This window comes from Pseudoalteromonas distincta (assembly GCF_005877035.1).
Taxonomy (GTDB): domain Bacteria; phylum Pseudomonadota; class Gammaproteobacteria; order Enterobacterales; family Alteromonadaceae; genus Pseudoalteromonas; species Pseudoalteromonas distincta.
In genome coordinates this window covers 1,048,307-1,069,034 of sequence record NZ_CP040558.1, presented here as the reverse complement: position 1 = coordinate 1,069,034, position 20,728 = coordinate 1,048,307, and the positions used below count along the sequence as shown (strand labels likewise).

At 38.8% G+C, this 20,728-nt stretch carries 17 protein-coding genes and 1 tRNA gene; 8 read left to right on the top strand and 10 right to left on the bottom strand.

The genetic code is table 11. The features are described from left to right. Positions 1-447: 447 nt before the first annotated feature. From ruvB to FFU37_RS04745, 5 genes are all read right to left on the bottom strand, one after another. Positions 448-1,455, bottom strand: coding sequence for a Holliday junction branch migration DNA helicase RuvB (gene ruvB / locus FFU37_RS04765; RefSeq protein ID WP_002960645.1), 1,008 nt, complete (start codon positions 1,453-1,455; stop codon positions 448-450). 7 nt (positions 1,456-1,462) lie between these two features. Beyond that, complete coding sequence (gene ruvA / locus FFU37_RS04760; protein WP_002960647.1) at positions 1,463-2,080, bottom strand: Holliday junction branch migration protein RuvA; 618 nt, start codon at positions 2,078-2,080, stop codon at positions 1,463-1,465. 2 nt (positions 2,081-2,082) lie between these two features. Then, the gene (ruvC, locus tag FFU37_RS04755; protein WP_002960649.1) at positions 2,083-2,607 is read right to left on the bottom strand and encodes a crossover junction endodeoxyribonuclease RuvC; all 525 of its coding nucleotides are present in this window, start codon (positions 2,605-2,607) and stop codon (positions 2,083-2,085) included. Positions 2,608-2,737: 130 nt separating this feature from the next. Continuing rightward, the gene (locus FFU37_RS04750; RefSeq protein ID WP_138488836.1) at positions 2,738-5,239 is read right to left on the bottom strand and encodes an ABC transporter permease; all 2,502 of its coding nucleotides are present in this window, start codon (positions 5,237-5,239) and stop codon (positions 2,738-2,740) included. Next, complete coding sequence (locus FFU37_RS04745; protein ID WP_138490004.1) at positions 5,229-5,942, bottom strand: ABC transporter ATP-binding protein; 714 nt, start codon at positions 5,940-5,942, stop codon at positions 5,229-5,231. The genes FFU37_RS04750 and FFU37_RS04745 overlap by 11 nt, the downstream gene beginning before the upstream one ends. Here FFU37_RS04745 and FFU37_RS04740 point away from each other — a divergent pair, their 5' ends adjacent. Next, positions 5,943-6,566 carry an arylesterase gene (locus FFU37_RS04740; RefSeq protein WP_002960656.1) on the top strand — a complete coding sequence of 208 codons (624 nt, stop codon included), beginning with the start codon at positions 5,943-5,945 and terminating at the stop codon, positions 6,564-6,566. A gap of 111 nt (positions 6,567-6,677) precedes the next feature. Then, a tRNA-Pro gene (locus tag FFU37_RS04735) sits at positions 6,678-6,754 on the top strand. A 438-nt stretch (positions 6,755-7,192) separates the two neighbouring features. On the opposite strand, the gene FFU37_RS04730 is transcribed toward FFU37_RS04735, so the two are convergent. Together FFU37_RS04730 and FFU37_RS04725 are read right to left on the bottom strand one after the other, a co-directional pair. Then, a complete protein-coding gene (locus FFU37_RS04730) occupies positions 7,193-7,441 on the bottom strand; it encodes a hypothetical protein (RefSeq protein ID WP_138488835.1) in 249 nt (82 codons plus the stop codon). 92 nt (positions 7,442-7,533) lie between these two features. Continuing rightward, on the bottom strand, positions 7,534-9,171 hold the full coding sequence (locus tag FFU37_RS04725; protein ID WP_138488834.1) for a cyanophycinase: 1,638 nt from the start codon (positions 9,169-9,171) through the stop codon (positions 7,534-7,536). Positions 9,172-9,433: 262 nt separating this feature from the next. Here FFU37_RS04725 and FFU37_RS04720 point away from each other — a divergent pair, with 262 nt between their 5' ends. The 3 genes from FFU37_RS04720 (at position 9,434) to FFU37_RS04710 (ending at position 11,434) form a co-directional block, all read left to right on the top strand. Continuing rightward, on the top strand, positions 9,434-10,021 hold the full coding sequence (locus FFU37_RS04720) for a hypothetical protein (RefSeq protein ID WP_024590532.1): 588 nt from the start codon (positions 9,434-9,436) through the stop codon (positions 10,019-10,021). A gap of 98 nt (positions 10,022-10,119) precedes the next feature. Next, the gene (locus FFU37_RS04715) at positions 10,120-11,034 is read left to right on the top strand and encodes a zinc dependent phospholipase C family protein (protein WP_138488833.1); all 915 of its coding nucleotides are present in this window, start codon (positions 10,120-10,122) and stop codon (positions 11,032-11,034) included. A gap of 1 nt (position 11,035) precedes the next feature. Next, the gene (locus FFU37_RS04710) at positions 11,036-11,434 is read left to right on the top strand and encodes a hypothetical protein (RefSeq protein ID WP_138488832.1); all 399 of its coding nucleotides are present in this window, start codon (positions 11,036-11,038) and stop codon (positions 11,432-11,434) included. 23 nt (positions 11,435-11,457) lie between these two features. Here FFU37_RS04710 and FFU37_RS04705 read toward each other — a convergent pair whose 3' ends face one another. After that, positions 11,458-13,728, bottom strand: a complete 2,271-nt coding sequence (locus FFU37_RS04705; protein WP_138488831.1) for a sensor domain-containing protein — start codon at positions 13,726-13,728, stop codon at positions 11,458-11,460. A 126-nt stretch (positions 13,729-13,854) separates the two neighbouring features. Further along, the gene (locus FFU37_RS04700; protein ID WP_138488830.1) at positions 13,855-16,704 is read right to left on the bottom strand and encodes a UvrD-helicase domain-containing protein; all 2,850 of its coding nucleotides are present in this window, start codon (positions 16,702-16,704) and stop codon (positions 13,855-13,857) included. Between the two features lie 271 nt (positions 16,705-16,975). Here FFU37_RS04700 and FFU37_RS04695 point away from each other — a divergent pair, with 271 nt between their 5' ends. From FFU37_RS04695 to FFU37_RS04685, 3 genes are all read left to right on the top strand, one after another. Further along, complete coding sequence (locus FFU37_RS04695; protein ID WP_138488829.1) at positions 16,976-17,713, top strand: hypothetical protein; 738 nt, start codon at positions 16,976-16,978, stop codon at positions 17,711-17,713. A gap of 114 nt (positions 17,714-17,827) precedes the next feature. Continuing rightward, positions 17,828-18,742, top strand: coding sequence for a M14 family metallopeptidase (locus FFU37_RS04690; RefSeq protein WP_138488828.1), 915 nt, complete (start codon positions 17,828-17,830; stop codon positions 18,740-18,742). A gap of 73 nt (positions 18,743-18,815) precedes the next feature. After that, the gene (locus FFU37_RS04685) at positions 18,816-19,226 is read left to right on the top strand and encodes a hypothetical protein (RefSeq protein WP_138488827.1); all 411 of its coding nucleotides are present in this window, start codon (positions 18,816-18,818) and stop codon (positions 19,224-19,226) included. Between the two features lie 42 nt (positions 19,227-19,268). On the opposite strand, the gene ccoG is transcribed toward FFU37_RS04685, so the two are convergent. Continuing rightward, a complete protein-coding gene (ccoG, locus tag FFU37_RS04680) occupies positions 19,269-20,651 on the bottom strand; it encodes a cytochrome c oxidase accessory protein CcoG (protein WP_138488826.1) in 1,383 nt (460 codons plus the stop codon). Positions 20,652-20,728: the final 77 nt, after the last annotated feature.

Below are 20,728 nucleotides of genomic sequence, written 5' to 3'. Positions count from 1 at the left end.
TAGCGCACTGAATGAGATAGTTTCATTAAGCCAAGTTCTTAGTAATAGGATATTTTATCGTATTACATTGTTTTACTCTTTCTGGATAAAACCAAATTTAGTAAAACGTAGTTCCCCTGGATTACTTCCTTCAACTTGTTGTTTGCCCGCATTTTTTGCGGGCTTTTTTTTTGCCTGCAATTTAGTGCGCTACACATTTTATTTATAAACTAATAATTGCCCTACCTAATTTACAATAAGTAATTCGCTTACTAGTTTGAATGGTACGCAGGATAGCTTCGCGAGTCTTAACGCCCTGTGAATTAACAGTTAACTATAAAGCGTATTAGTATTTTGAAATAACATTTGCAACAGAGTGTTGAGGTTTTGAGTATAATAATTTGAAACAAAGGGATACTGAGACAATTACCTGCTGCGCAATAAAACACAGCAAGTAAAGTATATAGGCTAGTCTTTTTTAGGAAGTAAACCAAAGTGATGGTATGCACTGTCAGACACTATGCGCCCGCGTGGTGTACGCTGAATAAATCCTTGCTGGATTAAAAATGGCTCTATTACATCTTCTATTGTTTCGCGCTCTTCACCAATAGCAGCCGCTACATTGTCGAGCCCTACTGGGCCGCCCATAAATTTTTCGATTATGGCGAGTAAATATTTGCGGTCCATATAATCAAAACCACTTTTATCTACGTCAATCATATCAAGGGCTTGCTTAGCTACATCGGCATTTACTGTGCCGTCAGATTTTACTTGAGTGTAATCGCGTACACGGCGCAATAAGCGGTTTGCAATACGTGGTGTGCCGCGCGAGCGCTGCGCGATTTCGGTAGCGCCATCGTCACACATTTCTAAACCAAGATAATGTGCAGAGCGCCCTACTATGTGCGATAAATCTTCTACAGAATAAAACTCTAATCGCTGCACAATTCCAAAACGGTCACGCAGTGGCGATGTAAGCGAGCCTGCTCGTGTGGTTGCACCAATAAGTGTAAATGCAGGTAAGTCTAATTTAATAGAACGCGCAGCTGGGCCTTCACCAATCATTATATCAAGCTGGTAGTCTTCCATTGCGGGATACAGTATTTCTTCAACTTGCGGGCTTAGCCTGTGTATTTCATCGATAAACAGTACATCGCCTTCTTCTAAATTAGTAAGTAACGCAGCTAAATCACCTGCTTTTTCAAGTACAGGGCCGGATGTTGTTTTAATACTTACGTGTAATTCGTTGGCTACAATATTTGCAAGCGTGGTTTTACCAAGCCCTGGTGGGCCAAATATTAATAAATGATCGAGCGCTTCACCACGGGTTCGGGCAGCTTCAATAAAAATTTCCATTTGCTGCTTAACATGAGGCTGGCCTCTGTAGTCGGCTAAAAGTTTTGGTCTTATTGCACGATCTATAGAGTCTTCATTTGTTTTTTCAGTCGCATCAATTAAGCGATCCGCTTCAATCATGGGTTACTCACAACATTGATTTTAAAGATTCTCTAATAAGAACCTCAGTAGACATATCGGGTTTACTTATCGATTTTACTGCTTTTTGAGCTTGTGGCAATTTATAACCTAATGCAAGCAGTGCCGATACAGCATCATCCGCTGCATTATTAGCAATTGTCGCATCGCTCATTGGCTCTATTACTGCGCTGTCACTGAATGGCGTAAATAAATCATTACCCCAATCTTTTAGCCTGTCTTTCATTTCGAGTACTAAACGCTCGGCTGTTTTTTTACCTACACCGGGTAATTTAACAAGCGATGTTGAGTCTTCGTTATTTACACAACTTACAAATTGTTTTGCCGACATGCCCGATAAAATAGCTAAGCCAAGTTTTGGCCCTACGCCATTTGCTTTTAATAGCTCTCTAAACAAAGCACGTTCAACTTTATTATTAAAACCAAATAATAGTTGAGCATCTTCACGCACTACAAAGTGAGTGTAAACAATCGCATTTTCACCAATTTTTGGTAAGTCGTAAAAACAGGTCATTGGCATTTGTACTTCGTAACCTACACCACTTACTTCGAGTAATATTTCTGGTGGCTGTTTTTCGACTAAAATACCATTTAAGCGGCCTATCATAATTATTTCCTTAAACGTCCTCTAACGGTTTTGCTTGCGCTGCCCGCTAGTTTAATTAAATTTTGTTCTGAGTGGGCGTGGCAAATCGCAATAGCGAGTGCATCAGCTGCATCGGCCTGTGGCGTACCGGGTAATTTTAAAATATTTTTTACCATGTGTTGCACTTGTGTTTTATCTGCGCCACCGTTGCCTACTACTGCTTGCTTAATTTGCCTAGCTGAGTATTCAAATACGGGTAAGTCGGCCATTGCAGCGCCAACAATCGCAGCGCCTCTAGCTTGGCCTAGTTTTAAAGCTGAATCGGGGTTGTGCGCCATAAATACTTTTTCAATGGCAAAGGTTTCTGGCGAAAACTGCTCAATAAGCTGTGTAATGCCTTGGTAGATCATTTTAAGCCTAACCGGAAAAGGATGATCGGCTAACTTAATACAGCCACTGCCTAAGTATGTAAATTTAGAACCTTGATGGGCAACAACACCATATCCGGTCAAACGTGAACCAGGATCGATCCCTAAAATGATGGCCAAACAGCGCTCCATTGTTATTATTTTTAAATTACGCTAATAATGCCAGAGCACTGTATAAATTACCAGTACAAAGAAAAACAAAAATGCCCACGTACTAGGTGGGCATTTACAGGAGTATGTTAGTTTAAGCTTACCCTAGGGCACGCACTAATCCTTGGGTGTTTTGTTTAAGTGTTCGGGCAATCATTAAATAACCTAAACCTGCCACAAATACGCCGCCAGCTACCGGACCAATAATCCATATATGTGGGTGTAACTTACCTGCTAAATCAAACATTTGTTGCTGCACAATCAAAAGCGCTATATCACTAAAAAATGCAGCCACTAAACCAGCTAAACCGCCTAGTAATAAAAACTCATACAGGGTCGCGTTTTTAATTAATCGGCTTTTAGCCCCAAGCGTTCGCAGTATTACAATTTCTTGCATACGCTCACCTAAACTAGCTTGCACTTGCGATATAAGTACAAGCGCGCCACACAGCACTACAATTGCAAGTACGAAGCCAATGGCGAGCGATACTTGCGAAATAGTTGTTTGTATTTGCTTAACAAAGTTATCAATATCAATCGCTGTAATAGTAGGGTAAGTACGTAATAACTGGCTAAAGTCACGTTTTTGATCTGGGTTTATACGTACCGACGAAATATACGTCGCCGGAAAATCTGCAAGTACATCCGGGCTTAAAATAATAAAAAAGTTAGGTTTAAGCGTGGCCCAATTTACTTTGCGCACACTGGTGATTTTAGCGTCGAACGACTGCGAACCAATTAAAAATGTAAGCGTATCGCCTATCTCAACATCTAAACGCTCAAGCATCGACTCCTCTACTGAAGCCTCAGCCATCGCATTCTCACCAAACCACGTGCCTTGTGTTACTTCATTTTGATCAGGCACATCTTTAAGCCATGTAAGATTTAGCTCACGACCAATACCTGCACGTGCTTCTTCGTCTTTTTTCTCGTTGTCTTGCAGCGATACAGAACGCGCTACCAACTCGCCGTTCACAGCATTTACGCGCCCACGAATAGTTGGATAAAACTCTGATACCTGAATATCTTTTTGTGCCAAATACTCATTAATTGGCTCAAGCTCATTTTGTGTAATATTGACTAGAAACGCATTAGGCGCGTCGCTTGGAAGTTGCGACTGCCAATCAGATATCATGTCGTTTTTAAGTACCACTAAAAACAGCAGTAATTTAATCGCTAACGAAAAACTAATTAACTGTACCGCGTTCACATTTGCACGCTTTTGGATAGATGCAATTGCAAGCGACCAACTATTACCTGGCTTTAATCCTAGTTTTCGACCACCACCAAATATTAATTTAGATACTAAAAACAGCACACCAATTAGCGCAAGTGTTGATATAAACAAAATAAGCGTTATTTTTATGTTGTTGCTAAATAACCACATTAATAAAAACACGGTTAGCGCACTCATACCTAAATGCACACGACTTACTGCCAACTTGTCACCTAAGTTACGGCGCAGAACTCTAAGCGGCGGAATATCAAATAAATCAAATAACGGTTTGATAGAAAACATAACAGCACAAATTACGCCAGTGCTTATAGCCACCAGCCAAGGTTTAAAGCCACCTAAAGGTAACTCTGTGCCCATACTTTTTGATAAGTAACTTGTTGCTATTTCTTGCAAGCCATAACCAATTAACAGCCCTATACTTACCGCCATTGCACATACAAGCAATAAATGAAGCATGTATATTTTGCGGATCATTGAGCGGCTACCGCCGAGCGTTTTCATCATCGCTACTGGGTCGTATTGGCGTTCACAATAACGTTTTGCTGAAACAGCTATAGCCACTGCTGCCAAAATAATGCCCAGTAAACCAGCAAGTAATAAAAAGCTCTCTGCGCGGTTTAAACTATTTGAAATAGGTGATTGGCGGTCTTTAACGCCGTACCATTGTTGGTTTTCTTTCATTTGTGGTTTAAGCCACTCGTAAAAGCTATTTATGTCGGCCTCACTGCCTGCATAAAGTTGGCGGTAATAAACACGACTACCCGGCTGCACAACTTCGGTTTTTGCCACATCGTCAATATTGATAAGCACGCGGCGGCTGCTCGAAAATACATTAAATGGCGCATCGGGCTCTTCTACAATAACTTTTGAAACATTAAATAATGCAGCGCCAAGCTCTACTTGCGCGCCTATATCAATATTTAAACTGTAAAATACCGATTCACTTAGCCACACATTACCCGGCGTTGGTCCGCTATTAGCAACTTTAGTTTCACCGGTTAGGGTATCTTTAACTTTTAACTGCCCTTTTAACGGGTACGCATTAGATGCCGCTTTTACTGAGCTAAACTGCATTTCATCATCGGCAAACAACATAGTGTCGAAGTACACCATTTGCGCCGTTTTTAAATTTTGGCTCTGTGCTTTAGTAATAAAAGCAGTATCGAGAACATGATCGCTTGCAAGTACACGGTCTGCAGCAATAAAAGCACTGCTTTTTTGCGCAATACTTTGCCCTATTCGCTCAGTAACCATCGACAGTGTAAGCACGGTTAAAACAGCAAGGGCGATAGCTGCGCTTATAACCGTGAGCTCACCACGGCGAAATTCTCGCGAAAATAACTTAAGCGCTAACTTAACCCACATTAGCAACGTCCTCTACTTGGCTTTTTACCAGTAAACCCGCTTCTATTTGAATAATGTGCTCACATTTTTGTGCAAGCCCTTCATCGTGAGTTACCAAAATAAGCGTAGTACCGTGCTGAGTATTTAAATCAAATAATAAGGATTCAATCATTTTACCGTTTTTGCTGTCTAAATTAGCCGAAGGCTCATCAGCAAATAGTATTTTAGGTGTACCAATAAATGCTCGCGCAATAGCAACACGCTGCTGTTCACCGCCAGAGAGTTGCGACGGGTAATGATCAATACGATGGCTCAAGCCTACTTTTTCAAGCAAAGCAATTGCTTGCTCTTTCGCATCACTCTCGCCAGCGAGCTCTGCTGGTAGCATAACGTTTTCTAGTGCCGTTAAGCTTTGTACTAACATAAACGATTGAAACACAAATCCAATTTTAGCCGCGCGCAGTGCAGCACGCTCTTCTTCATCTAAATTGTGTAATGGCTCGCTATCTAAAAATATTTCGCCGCTGCTTGCGGTATCCAGCCCCGCTAATAAACTGAGTAACGTTGATTTACCAGAGCCCGACGTGCCAACAATAGCAACAGACTCGCCATGCTTGACATTAAAGCTGATGTCGCTGAGGATGGGCAGCTCACCTTCAAAGGTAGAGACTATTTTAGACAAACCATTAACCTGAATTATATTTAATTGAGAAAGCGCTGACATATGACTCATTCAATCCTTCGTTTAGTATTCATTTTATTTTTAGTTATCAAACCGCTGAGCGCAGCAGCCGACAACACGATTTTAATACTCGGTGACAGTTTAAGCGCAGCCTACGGACTTCAACAAGAAGAAGGCTGGGTAAAATTGTTACAAGATAAATACGATGACGAACAAGCCGACATTGAACTTATCAACGCCAGTATTAGTGGCGAAACATCTGGTGGAGCCCTACGCCGTTTAGATGCATTGCTTGAGCAATACGAACCCACTCATGTACTTATTGAGCTAGGTGCTAATGACGGTTTACGTGGTTTTCCAGTTAAAAAAATGCAAACTAACTTAACGTCTCTTATTCAAAAAAGCCAAGCAGCTAATGCGATGACCGCCTTAATGGAGATTTACATTCCCCCTAATTATGGTCCGCGTTATAGCAAAATGTTTACTGACACTTTTTCGCGCGTTAGCGAAGAAACAAATGCGCATTTAATGAACTTTTTTATGCTAGATATTGCCAGCCAATCTGATCTAATGCAAAACGATAGTTTACACCCTAACAAAAAAGCTCAGCCATTAATACGAGATGAGATGTATGACTCGATCAAAAAGTGGTTAAATAAAGACTAGCTAATTAATACACCGCAAGGGCGCCTTTTTAGGCCTCTTGCGTAATAAACACCCAAACAAACAATCGCTTATTGATTTTTAAAAAAATACACGTACTATTGCAAACAACGTCGGTATGTAGCGCAGCTTGGTAGCGCACTGTCATGGGGTGGCAGGGGTCGAGAGTTCGAATCTCTCCATACCGACCATTAATACCAATCCGCAATAATACTTAATCATTTTGCGGGGCTAAACGTGTCGCTACCTGTGTTAAAAAATTCTCATTTAGAACAACTAAATAGCGAATTTTTTGCCTAGCTATCAACACGTTTTTCCATCCTAAAAATAGATCACTTAATTAAGCGAATTGGTATAAACTCCTTCTATATCAATAAATTAAACTTCTCTTCAAAATATAGCCAAAATCCATCTGTTTTGATTCTACAATTTATCCGTAGCACTACTTATTTATCTAAGCGCACTTAATAAAACTGAGTTTAGCTGGCTAGTTTTGTGGTTTTTGAGGGGGGTTGTATTTAATTGTTATTAACTTGAAGTGGCCTTTGTGGAATCTATATGAAGGCATTTGATTTCAATTTATTGAAATTAAAATAAAAAAGCGCTCTAAGCGCTTTTTTATTAAAGTACTAGTGCTTGCGCCCTACACCATTACGTACCATATCTTGCCCTGTTTGGAATACATCTTCTGTAATACTGCGCGCTAAAAGTAATTTTTGATTATCGTCAAACACGGCTACAAAACGACTACCATCACTATTGTTTGTTGCCATACCAACGCCCGAAACACCCTTAAGGCCAAGACCGCCGTTTTCTACATTTAATAAAAAGCTTTCTAATTCGGCTAAACTAGAAATTACATCATTTTCTTTATTCATTTTAACACTCTTTTAGTAAGGCTTTTAAATCATTATGGTGGCTATTTTATAGAGAAGAGCCAAAAACTTAAACCCTTGGCTCAGGTTAGTCACTAAATCGACTTTATAGCTAACTCTAAATTGCTTAGCGCACAACCAAACTCTTTTGCATTGATGCGATGATACTGTGTGTCACTCGTTGCTGTAAGGCTAATTATAAACTCGTCTTGTTGGGCTACCGCACTTTGCTCTTGGCTTAAACACATAGCTTGAGTAAGTGAACGCAGTTTTGAATTTGTTAAAATTGAGCCAAAACGCTGCACTGGCAATGGAGGTATTTTTATAGCGGGTAACGCTTCATCTATTGTGCGTGCGCTTAAGGTAAACGTATTATTGGTAATTTCAATTACACTGCTTGTAGGCCAGTACGAATAGCTATAGCTCTTACTCTCAGGTTGGGCTTTACCTTGGTTAGCCAAATGCACTACACCACTTTTGCCTATTACGGTTATTAAACTACCTTCTGGTGATTTAATAACAACCAAAGCCGTATTTTCATCAATACCAAAACCATGTTGAATCTCTGTTTTAATATTTTTGACTTCGTTTTTATTTAGCGCTGCTGCAAGCCTAAATGTACGGTTTTGTTCGCTAAATTGAGTATCTAGTACACCAAAATTAAAGCTGCCAAGTCCACCAGCATTAGTGTTATTTTCACCTTTACGAAGTGCCTCAAGGCTTGTCGTATTTGTAAGCATACCCGTCACTTTACTTTGGATTGCTGCGCCCGCTCCTTCACCTACAATTACTGGGCGAGTTTGCAATGCTTGCGTCCACGGGTATGGGTTATTGTTTTGATCAAATAATACCTTGTGAGTTAATGCTGCATTACCGCTATTAAACATAACGCCGGTACTGCTTTTAATAAGTGATACAAGTGCATTAGTGCCACTTTTACATAAAGCGTATTCGGCCTTTGTGCGATCGGGATAAATCACTTCACGGTTATACACATTCATTAATGTATTTCTAAGCGCTGGTAATTCATCGCACGAGTTACTCGTAATCGCTTTAGCAAGCGCTGGCGTTAGTGCTAACCATTGAGTGTTTATATTTGATTGTGCCAAAAGACTTTGCGCTACATCTGCCGACTCATAAGGGTCGCGGCTCGAAGCCGTAATAGCAAGCATGGTTGGTTTTGCGTTATTAACTTTTAAGCTGCCCGACACAAATTGTAAAATATTATTAGTCGCAACCTCATTATTAAAATCGGTATTTACTTGCTCTTTTAAACGCTCACCGTTTTTATCAAGTAGCGGTACTTCTAGCATATCAAATACAAAGTTGTACTCTTGCTGAGTTAGACTTTCTAATTGCTGATTATTTATATCGCGCCACTGCCAGAGTAAATCTGTTTTTGATAAGCTATTTGACGATTTACTTTGTATGGTTTTAAGTGTTTTTAATACAGCCGTTTTTGCCTCAACATTATTATTAGGCCAATGCTGCGCGATGTTTTTTATTTGAGAGCTGCTAAGTGTATATAAATTATGTGACTTACCATCAATAACAGCCTCTTTTTGGCAATTATTGAGCTTGGCGCTAGTACAGGTAGTAAGCTCTGACCCCACTAAAATTAAAGTTTGGCTTTGCTCTTGAGCCACTGCATTTATTGAAAATCCTGCACCGACCAATGCCACTACCATACCCAGTAACTTCGGCTGTTGATCACGTAAAAATGCACATATCATAATGTAAACTCTAATATAAATAATAAAACTAATGTGCTGTAGTTTAACAGCTAGCCACTGGCGCCTAAATATATTTTTGTAAATGTTAAATAATTCAAGTCTCTGAAAAACGATAGGGTTAAGCACTGCATTTAAATACATTGTTTAGTTTGCCCCTCTGTCTTTGTAAATATTATCTAAACAAATTTAAACGGAGCATTTATTGACCAATTTCATTGTTTAAATTACGGTGGTGAATTATTTTATGTAACTGGGGTGAAATATGGACTTTTCTAATGAAGAGATAAATTTTTTTGCTGAGTTATTCAAGCCTAATAAAAAGTCACATGCCCACAACAGTCACGTTTTAACGTTACAAAGTTCAGTACCAGCCAATATTGCTCACTTACTTAGTAGCGCTAATTTAACCCTGCTCGCAGAAGTTGCACACTATCAGTTATGGTTTCCGCTGGACTTAAAAATTGATAGCGCCGGTATAATCAAACCTATTTTAAACGCCCCCGAAGTAATAGACACACAAGGCACACTGCGTAGTTGGCGCTGGAGTGAGCTAAATATTAAAAGCCAAGGGTTTAAAATTGAATCAATATCAAACACGGGGATGTTTTTAAAACCCCTCAGAAAAGGTAACCATTTAAATAAATCGCAGCACATGGAATTTATTTTGCCTAACAAACAAAGTATTTCGATGGAAATAGAACCCGTAAGGCAAAGCACGCAAGGTATAGCCGCTAAAATAACGCAAATCCATAGCGGTCAAGAGCAACTAAGAGCTTACCTATTTGAAGAACATAAACGTCAACATGCTAAATTATACGAGAATGGCCAATTAGTTGAGCAGCTAATTTAATAGGTGTTTACCCCGCTATACTTGCATTTAGTTGGCTTTATTTAACCCCCTCTCAATGTTAATCTGTACCCTTATTAATAAATCATAAGGATATGACAATGCCAGGTGCTTTTGCGCACATCACTGCTGTTAATATTGCAACGCAAACCAAGTCACTCGCTAAAATGGATATGCCTAAAAAAGCAAAGCTTATTTTAAGCCAACGCCAAGCATACCTTGAACTAGGCTGTGTAGCCCCCGATTATCCTTACTTAGCTGTAGCGCAGCCTGGCCAAAATGCGTGGGCCGACCTAATGCACTATGAGCACACAGGCGATTTACTTAAAGCCATGATTGAACACTGTAAAACACTTAAAGGTGAAGCATTTGAGAAATGTTTTGCTTGGTTATGCGGTTATATGGCCCATGTTGCTGCGGATATAACGGTGCATCCGGTTGTTGAATTAAAAGTAGGCCCGTATGAGCAAAACCAAACGGCGCACCGTACCTGCGAAATGAATCAAGACGCGTTTATTTGGCAACGTTTAAACTTAGGTGAGTTAGGTTATGCTGACCGCGTGCAACAAAATATTGGATCTTGTACTAACAAAGACGATAATTTTGATACCGATATTGCAAAAATTTGGCAACATGCTTTATTAACGGTTCACCCAAGCTACGCAGCACAACACGCTCCTAACTTTAATTCATGGCATAACGGTTTTCAGCTTGTGGTAAATAATGTTGAAGAAAGTTATCGATTATTTGCCTGTGCACGCCATGTTGCTGCTGATTTAGGCTTGTTTTATCCTCGCCCAAACGAAGTAGACCCCACTTTTATTGAACAACTAAAAACGCCGCACGAGCCTATGCATTACAACGATATTTTTGACTTTGCCGTTAGTAACATTCAGCACTACATAACCATTATTGCCAATGCCGTATTTTTAGATACTGATTACAGTGCAATTAAAAATTGGAACCTAGATACAGGCTACGATGAACACAACACGATGACGGTATGGAGCAAATAAAATGAAACACTTACTTTGTATAAGCCTCATGGTATTACTTAGCGGTTGCTACACTCCTAAAAACAACAATCCAGAAGTGATGGCCGACTTAGCCTCACAATTAAAAGATATTGCTACAGCCGTTGATGGCACATTAAAATTTAGTGAAACACCCTATTCAACAACTGATGAATTGTTAAAAGCTGCTGTTAATAACGATTTAAGCAAACTTGCACCTTTTGGGGAATACACGCTTATCGTGAACGTACAAGATGATAACGCAGTGCTACTTTTATGTGATGCCAATACTGCTTTAATTGAAGATGCAGGCTGTACTGCTCAATCAGATATACAGCATTGGGGAGCAGGAGTTATTCATCAGTGCAAAATAACTATAAACGCCCAACAGCTCTGTAACTAGGTAATAAAATACCTGCTATACATTTAAAGTTGAGCCGTCATCTCTTTGGGGTTAAACACTAAGCCATGGCGGCTAACATGCTCTGCAAAATTTTCGGCTGGCATTGGTTTCGCAAAGTAAAAGCCCTGAAATTCTTTACACCCCATTTGCGTCATTATTGCTACTTGCTCTTGGGTTTCTACTCCTTCGGCTACACACTTAATATCAAGCTCTTCACACATAACGTGCACCGCTTTAACTAAACTTTTTTGACGCGTAGAGCTCGTTACTTGGCTGATTAATGAGCGATCTAACTTAAGCTTGTTAATAGGATAATCGGCAAGGCGTGCAATATTAGAATACCCCACTCCAAAATCATCAACCGAAATAGTAAAACCCCACGATTGCAGTGTTTGCATAAGCTTTAGCGAATGCGCTTGGTTTGCCTCAAGAGAGGTTTCAGTCAGTTCTAACTCTATTTGAGGTGGCTTTACGTTAAAGTCGGCAAGGTATTTAACCAGTTTTGACATGAAATCGGTTTGGCTAAAATCAATTAGAGATATATTTATTGCCACCGGCACACTCGGTAAACCCGCCTTAGTCCAATTGGCAATTTGTGCGCAGACTTTTTGAATAATCAGATCGGTTAATCTACTGACCATTCTGTATTCTTCAGCAATAGGAATAAATACCACTGGCGACACATTACCTAGTATGGGACTGTTCCAACGCGCTAAAGCTTCAAGCCCTATACATTGACCCGTTGCATCTACTTTAGGTTGATAGTGTACCGACAAATCGCCCTGCTGAAGCGCTTCATCTAATAACATCGAAATTTCGTATTTTTCGATAAAAGCTTGTGATTGTTTTTCGTTATAACCACTTAGAGGCATATTACAGTTTGCAACTTTAAGTGCTTCGCACGCATTGCTAAGTACTGTTGTGCTGCTTTTTCCGTGATCAGGATACTTTGCAAAACCAAATAAAAATGATTGCTGACACTTAGTGCCAAACACATTATAAGTTTTATCTAATGTATTTTTTATTTGCATTAATAGCTTATCTTCAAGCTCGTTTTGCGAGTTTGCGCCAATTATAAAAGCAAGCTTTCCTACTCCTATATGGGCACACAACAACGGCCCATCTGCCATCGCCTTTAAACGCTTATACGCGTTAATAAGTAATGCTTGAGAGTCGGCTTTAGTGAGCTTTAAATTTAAGTATTCACTATTTGCACTTTGGGTAACAACGATAAAAAAACCTTTTTGGTATTTGCTTGTTAATCTGTCGCATTGCAGCTCAAACCATTCTCTATTAGGTAGTTTTGTTTGCGAGTCTCTAAAGCGTAAACGTTTATTTTCTTGTTCCATCATCGATAAATTTTGTTTAATTAGCTGCTCTTGCGTGCAATCGTAAAAGTCGTATACACGGTAGTTTGTATTCATTGTTATTTGCTGGTAGCAGGCTTTAAAATAGCTTTTTTTGTACTTCACAATTTTATTTTGAGCATTAGGGGCGTCAAAAACTAAAGTAGGAAATAAATGAGAAAGGTTAACGCATTCTTCTTTTAATTCTTTTTTTATACCAAACATATCAATAGCGTGTTGATTAAAATCAGTAATGACAAGGTTTTCGTCAACAATAATTTTGGCTTTATTTGATTCGGTGAACAGGCTTCGATAAAGCTCATTTTTATCTTTAAGGTGTGTATTAGCGCTTATCATTGTTTTGTTTAAACGCTTAGCAGCCACAATTGTGCGTGCCACAGCAAGGGGAATACAAATGTTAAAAAATAAGAATATTAGCCCTGTAATGTATAAGCTGGCATCGGGAAGTTGTTGAGCAATGCCAGTTAAGCCCGATACATCAACGTTATTGATGATCATATAAAACGGTACAATATTTAATACGCCATAAGCAAGGGCTGTTCTATAACCAAGTAGCATAAGTGCGATTATTGGGCAGGAATACATATACATAGAGCCCACTTTAGCAAGCTCTAGGTCTGTTAAAAATAAGTTCATCGACACGCTAGCAGCTACAATGGCTATTAAAAGTACATGAGCGCTGAAGTGGTAAAAACGCTTACTTGCTATAAGCAAACCGCATACAGTCGCAAAAAAACTGCTTGTTAATACAACAATATAAATTAAGTTAAACTCAATAGCGCTTGCGTACGTGTGGCACACCACAGCAAAACATAACACCATTACTAATGATAGAATAATGCGCAGTGCACTTATTCGCCAATTAGCAACCTGATCAGGGGCTGAATAGTGATCGTTTAATAAAAAGAACCTATTGAAAAAATGCATAATAAACAACAGTTAAAGCTCATTCTTCTATTAGACATTGATAACTTGTTAAAATCAATCAAATGAATATAATTTCTATTTACATTGTTCTATAAAATAGACAGGTGTAAACCTGCTCGTTAGCCGTTAAACATTCATTTTTCGAGTGTTTTTACAGTTATCCTCTTTAAGCGCGAAACCACTGCATCCTAAAAATTCACCGTGCTTAGATTTACGTTTACGCATTTCGCGACCACACTTTTCACAAATTGGATGCTGCGTTTTACACTCTGTATTCACACATTGTGAATACGTGCTTTTATCAACCGATGGGCTACTACAGCTTTTACACACTCGTAGTTTAGTTTCGCAAATCTGCGTATTAGTACAGCTATAATAATCACCATACTGACCCGTTTTTGGCACAATTAATCCGTCGCTGCACGTATTACACTCTCTTTGCTTTAGTTGCGACTTGTTAAACAACGTGGAGCCGATTTGAATAGGATAATCGTCATTTACTAGTTCTTTTACAAACGCTGAGCATGCATAAGGGTCTGCAATTAAATACGCTTTATGTTTTGCGCGCGTAATACCTACATAAAGCAAACGCCTTTCTTCTGAGTGAGTGAATTCATCTTGCTCTGGTAATAACGACTCCACCAGCACGTTATTTTGATTATCGCTAGGAAACCCTAATTTACCTTGTTCAAAACCAATAATAATACAGTAATCGGCTTCAAGCCCCTTAGCGCTATGCAATGTCCAAAAATAAAGAGGGTTTGTATGCTTTTTATCTTTTAAATGCTGCTGCACGCTATTTAACATGTATCGGTATCGACTAAGTATGGCAATGCTCGCTGATGCATCATTTTTTTGAATAGTGCTTATGCTCTGCTGTACTTTTATTTCTATCGATTTAGTGCCTTGGTATAAATCGTCTAACAAAATAACGTGTGGTGTGGTTACTTGCGTATGTGTGCTGATCTGCTTTTTATATTGCTCAGGGTTTTGCATTACAAAACGCCCTGCTACATCACTAATACTATTGTTATATCTAAATGTTTTTTGCAACATAGTAAGTGAGTGGCTGCCCACTAATTCATTAAAGCGTGTAGTAAGCGCTAAATTACCACCCGAGAACCGATAAATTGCTTGCCAGTCATCACCAACCGCAGTAAAGCGTATTCCGTTACCATGTTTTAATATCGCATTTAAAAAGCCCATACGCGAACTTGATATATCTTGAAACTCATCAACTAAAATGTGGCTCCACGGAACATTAAAATCTCCGCTTACTATCGCCTTTGTCGCTTGAATAATCATGTCGTCAAAATCAATGGCATTTTGCGTGCTTAGTTCATTTATATAGGCGTCATGAATTTGCACTAACAAGTTTGCATATTGTTGATAGTTTTTAATACCACTTTGCTTGATGCGCTGCGCTATTTGCTTATTACTTAGTTGCTCCACTCGAATAGCTTGTAAGCATTTTATGTACTTATCAATGCCTTGCTGTAACTGCCCTGAGTTATTTAAAGTATGAAATATTTCGTCGCTACTTAAAGGTGTTAATTCAACATTATGCTGCTTTAATTGCTTTGCGAGAGTTTGCTCAAGCTTTCCTTCTACCCAGTTGTAATGAAAGGTTTCGAGTAAAGTGGTGCCATTTTTTTTATGTAACTTACGCTTAAATGCAATTTGCTCGTTATAGTGTTCTTTATCTATATCGGCACGAGTATTCCCTTGCCTATCAATGCCAAAGTGCTCTAAGTAAATATCGTATTGGGGTATATAAAAGTCTGGTTGGTATTGCCCACTTAGCTCTGCGCCTTGATTAAAGTGATAATTCACCTCATAACTGTGCGCCACGCAATTCAAATGTAGCCAGTTTGAAATAAGCACTTCCTGATAACTTTTTACTTTATGACCCGCAAGGCTACGGTATTCGTTATCGCGTACATACCGCTCGTACTGTGCATTATCTTTAAAGCTAAATATATCAATCGGCTCATGGAGTAAATCTACAAATGCTTTTAAAAACTGTGGCTCGGTTTGTATTTTTTTACTTACCCACCCAGTTAACCAACTATTTAATTGAACTGGGTCGGTTGCAAATTTTGACAATTCGATTGGTTTTTTAGCACTTTGTAATAATTTAAGCCCAAGCGCATGAAACGTTAAAATAGTGGGTGCTTTGGTATGCAATTTTGCATGCGTGGCGCGTTTAATAAAGCGCTCTTTAAGCTCATTTGCTGCTGTTTTATTATAGGCCAGCACCAAAATTTGCTCAGGCTTGGCAATATCACACGCTATTAAATCTAACGATTTTGCTACCATCACAGATGTTTTACCTGTGCCTGCTGCCGCTAATACTAGGTTTTTATCGTTATCGCGTATAACCGCTAAGCGCTGCTCTGTTGTTAATGGATTTGACTCTACTTGATTAAAAAAGTCATTTTTAAGAGTTAGCTGTTTTTTTTCATATTTATGGCGCAGCTGTGTGATTGCATCGTGAGTATTGGGTGTGGAGCTCAGTATATTTAAAAATTTAATACTGCTTGGCGATAAGTGTTGTTGCCATGTGTTTGTACTTTGAGCGTATTGTTTAGCAAGTAAAAATACCTCGTTATTAAGTATTTTTATGGAACTATCACGTAAAAACTCATCTAAAGCATAACGCTTTAGCAAAGCCTTGGCGTTATTTACTTTTTGCTCAAGCATGGCTGAAAATTGCGTGTTAAGGGCGGTATTTAAAGACTTAGCTTGCGCTTTGTTTAAAAAGCTAATTGATGTATTGCTACTATCGCACAAATTAATTTTGGCGCTAAATAAACGATTTTTAAGTATTGAGTAATTATAAAAGTCTTTAATTAAAAATGTCCGTGCGGGAGCACTTCTAAAATGCACAACAAGGCGCTCTTGTTCAATAGTTACGTGTTTAATACGGGTAAAAAAACGGCCTAGCCAACTTGGAGTAGCAATATACTGCGCCATAATACTCAATATGAAGATATGCTTTGACTTGATTGTAACATACTCTTTTATATTACATTTAACGCTAAATAGTAGTCATTTATCGAGCAACCTCTTAGCAGGCTGACTTTTAAAACTTAATATTAGCATTTTACTCACAACCATTAACAATTTTAAACATTTACAAATAGCGTGTTGTGTAACAATGCACAAATACACTTAATATATTTACTAGGTATATCCGCAATTAAACAATTACTTATAGCTAATTCAGTGGTTAAAAGGAGCTAACATGCTTAAAAAGTGCATTACCACAATTGCTTTAATTTTATTATTATGCGCATGTACATCAGAAACAGAGTCGAATTTAATAAAAACAAAAGGAATTTGGGCAGGCTTTGAGCTGGTTTCTGACGGTAACCGCACGCGTGTTAACGCAGAACTAAATGCGGGAGATGCTAATGGCTCAAACATTGTTTTAAGCGATAGCGACTCATTACAAGCTCTTGTGAATAACACTGCTATTGTACTTACAAAAGATACCGACTTTTTAGACGTTGATTACCAAGCGTATATAAATGCCACTGACGATAACCAACAGTTTGATATTAAATTTAAACGAGACGATGGCATAAATGCGAATTCAGGTGTGGAACTACCTTTAAATTTTATTATTTTAACCCCGAGTAACAACCAAACTTTTAGTATTAATAGTCCCCTTACAGTTCAGTTAGATGGCACTGATCCCAATAGTACTAGTCAAGTAGAACTTAGCAGTAGCTGCACTAACAATAATAATGAAACACTTTTACAATCAATGCTTTTTGCGCTTGGCACTTCGCGCCTTGAAATAGATTTGCAAAGCTTAGATATGTTTAGCAGCTCGCAAGTAGATCAAAGTAAAACGTGTAGTTTAACCGTTAGTGTAAAGCGTGAACGACTAGGTAGTATTTCGGGTGAGTTCGCAAACCAAAGTTATATTAAAGCCCAGCAATCACGCGCTATTAAAAATATGACTTTAACGTTTTAATTTGCACGCTAATTTACTCAGCGTTAAGCTACGCCTTTATTAAGTAATTTTACCAATTGTAATTGCCCTCCTTATTTATAGGAGAACAAATAACAGTTGATATAAAGGTTTATTATGACTAACAGCACATACCCTATTGGCACACCAGGCAAAAAATGGAATAACAACGATAAAGCCCAGTGGTTAGCACGCCAAAACATTAAACGCAGTTACCAAAACGAAGTCGTAACGCTAATTAATGACCTTAAAAGCACCTTAGATATAGAGCAATACGGCGAGCTTAATTACGCCGCTGGTACTTACCCATTATATATATTAAAAACGCCTAACTTTAATGGCAATAAACCAACTGTTTTAATCACCGGTGGTGTACATGGCTACGAAACCAGTGGCGTACATGGCGCACTTAGATTTGCTAAAACATCTGCTATGCAACACTCTGAGCAGTTTAATATTGTTGTTGCGCCCTGCATTAGCCCTTGGGGATATGAAACAATAAATCGCTGGAACCCTGATGCTATTGATCCTAACCGCTCATTTTACGAAGGCAGCCCAGCACAAGAGTCAGCAGCTATTATGGCGTTTGTAAAATCACTCGATGTAGACTTAGTTGCTCATATTGATTTACACGAAACAACCGACAGCGATAACAGTGAATTTAGACCCGCACTTGCTGCCCGTGAAGGCACAACAAACACTAATTGGAACATACCTGATGGGTTTTATTTAGTGGCCGATACCAATAAGCCTGAGCCTGAATTTCAAAAAGTAATTATCGAAGATGTAGCAAAGGTCACGCACATTGCACCGAGTGATGAAAATAACCAGTTAATAGGCGTCCCTCAAGAGCAATTTGGCGTTATTAATTACGCAGCACGCGATTTAGGTTTGTGTATGGGCTTTACAGATGCACCCTATGTAACCACAACAGAGGTATACCCTGATAGCCCAACAGCCACAGATGAAGAATGTATTTTGGCGCAAGTAGCGGTTATTAAAAGCGCCCTTAACTATATTAAAGCACTTTAATAAGTTTGCAGCCGCTTGTACCCTCTTGGCTGCTAAACTAAATTTAGATAAAAAGCTAATTTAGGAGGTATTAATGGAATACAAAAATAAAAACGGACACGTTAATTTATCGCTTGAAAATAATATAGCTATTGCACAATTTAGCGGAAACCTAGAACTTGAGCTTTTAAGTAATTTTAAAATAGCGCTTTTTGAAACCATTCAATCATTTAAAGGCGAGAAATGGGGTTATATAAGTGACTCATCAAACGTTGTAGCTGCAACCCCGCAGGCCGAGCAAGAAATGGTAGCCATAAGCCACAACATGCAGCAAAACAACTGTTTAATTAGCGCGTTTGTGCTTACATCACCTATTGCTATAAGCCAAATGCAACGAATAATGCAAAACGCCAAAAGAGACGTTTCTTTCAAAGATTGTCTTTTTGATAACCTAGAATCGGCAAAGCATTTTATTTTAAATGAATTAAACAACGACTTGAGCTAGGTAAAGCTCAAGCCATTGTTTATATAGAGCTTATATACTGTACTAATTTTTATAAAATTGACTGTCTTTGGTTATAGTAATGCTGGCATCTTCTTGCGCTGTTACTACAAATTGTAACTTACTCACTTTGTGCGCAATATTGTAACCATCGGCTGTTACAGTAACGGGGACTCTTTTCATTGCACCTGGCTGTATAAGTGTAGAACTTGGACTTGAGAGTGTTGCTTCTGGCAAGCCCTCTATGGCAATACTGTAATGCAGAGCTTGCTGCGTTTTATTAATAATAGTAAGTGTATAAGGGTTTTCTACCAGGCCCTCGTAGTTCACTCTATAAAGCGCATTCCTATCGCGTAGTACTGAGGCTTCTATTGGTGTGCGTTGCAGCATCCATGCAAACATAGAAATTATTAACAAAGCCGTTAATGCGCCGTATCCTATTAGTTTTAATCTAAATGGATTGGTTTTTTTACCTTCCATTTGTTTTTCACTGGCGTATTTAATTAAGCCTTTTTGATAACCAAATTTCTCCATAGTATCGTCGCAAGCATCAATACATAAGCCACAGTTTATACATTCATATTGTAAGCCATTTCGAATGTCTATACCTGCCGGGCAAACCTCTACACATAAGTTACAGTCTACACAGTCACCTAAGTTAAGCTCTTTTGGATCGGCTTTGCGTTTACGCGGTCCACGACTTTCACCTCGCTCGTTATCATATGTAACAAGCAACGTATCTTTATCAAACATAACAGCCTGAAAACGAGAATAAGGGCAAGCAATAGTGCACATTTTTTCGCGTAAAAACCCTGCATTACCGTAAGTGCAAAAAGCGAATAAAAACACCCAAAAGCTCGTAATACCTGACCATTCAAATGTAAGCATTTCCATATACAAACTTTTTGCGGGAATAAAATACGCCATAAACGAGGTGGCGGTTAAAACTGAAATAACTATCCACGCGCTGTGCTTAGTTATTTTTTTGCGCCAAGTACTTAGCGTCCACTGAGATTTATCTAATTTAATTCGCTGATTTCGCGTGCCTTCAATGCGCTGCTCTACCCACGAAAACATAAGCATCCATATTGTTTGCGGGCACGTATAACCACACCAAACCCGACCAAGCCAGTTAGTTACAAAAAATAATGCAAAAGCCCCCACCATAAATAGCAGGGCTAAAATCATAAAATCTTGAGGAAGGAGTGTTAAACCAAAAATAGTAAAGGTTTGCGTTGCCACATCAAGCAGCACAGCTTGTTGTCCGTTATATTGAATCCACGGTATTGCAATAAAAGTTAGCATTAACAGCCAGCCTAAATTACGGCGTATGCGCTGAAAAAATCCTTTTTGCTCGCGGATATAAATTGGCCCTTCTGTATTATAGGGCTTAATAATCATGTCTTCTTCTTTAATATCAAACTTCATAGTACTTGCTTCATAATGACGGGTGTTAAGCAAGTATTTGCAACTTTCAGACCAAGCTGAAACCTTAACTACTTCAT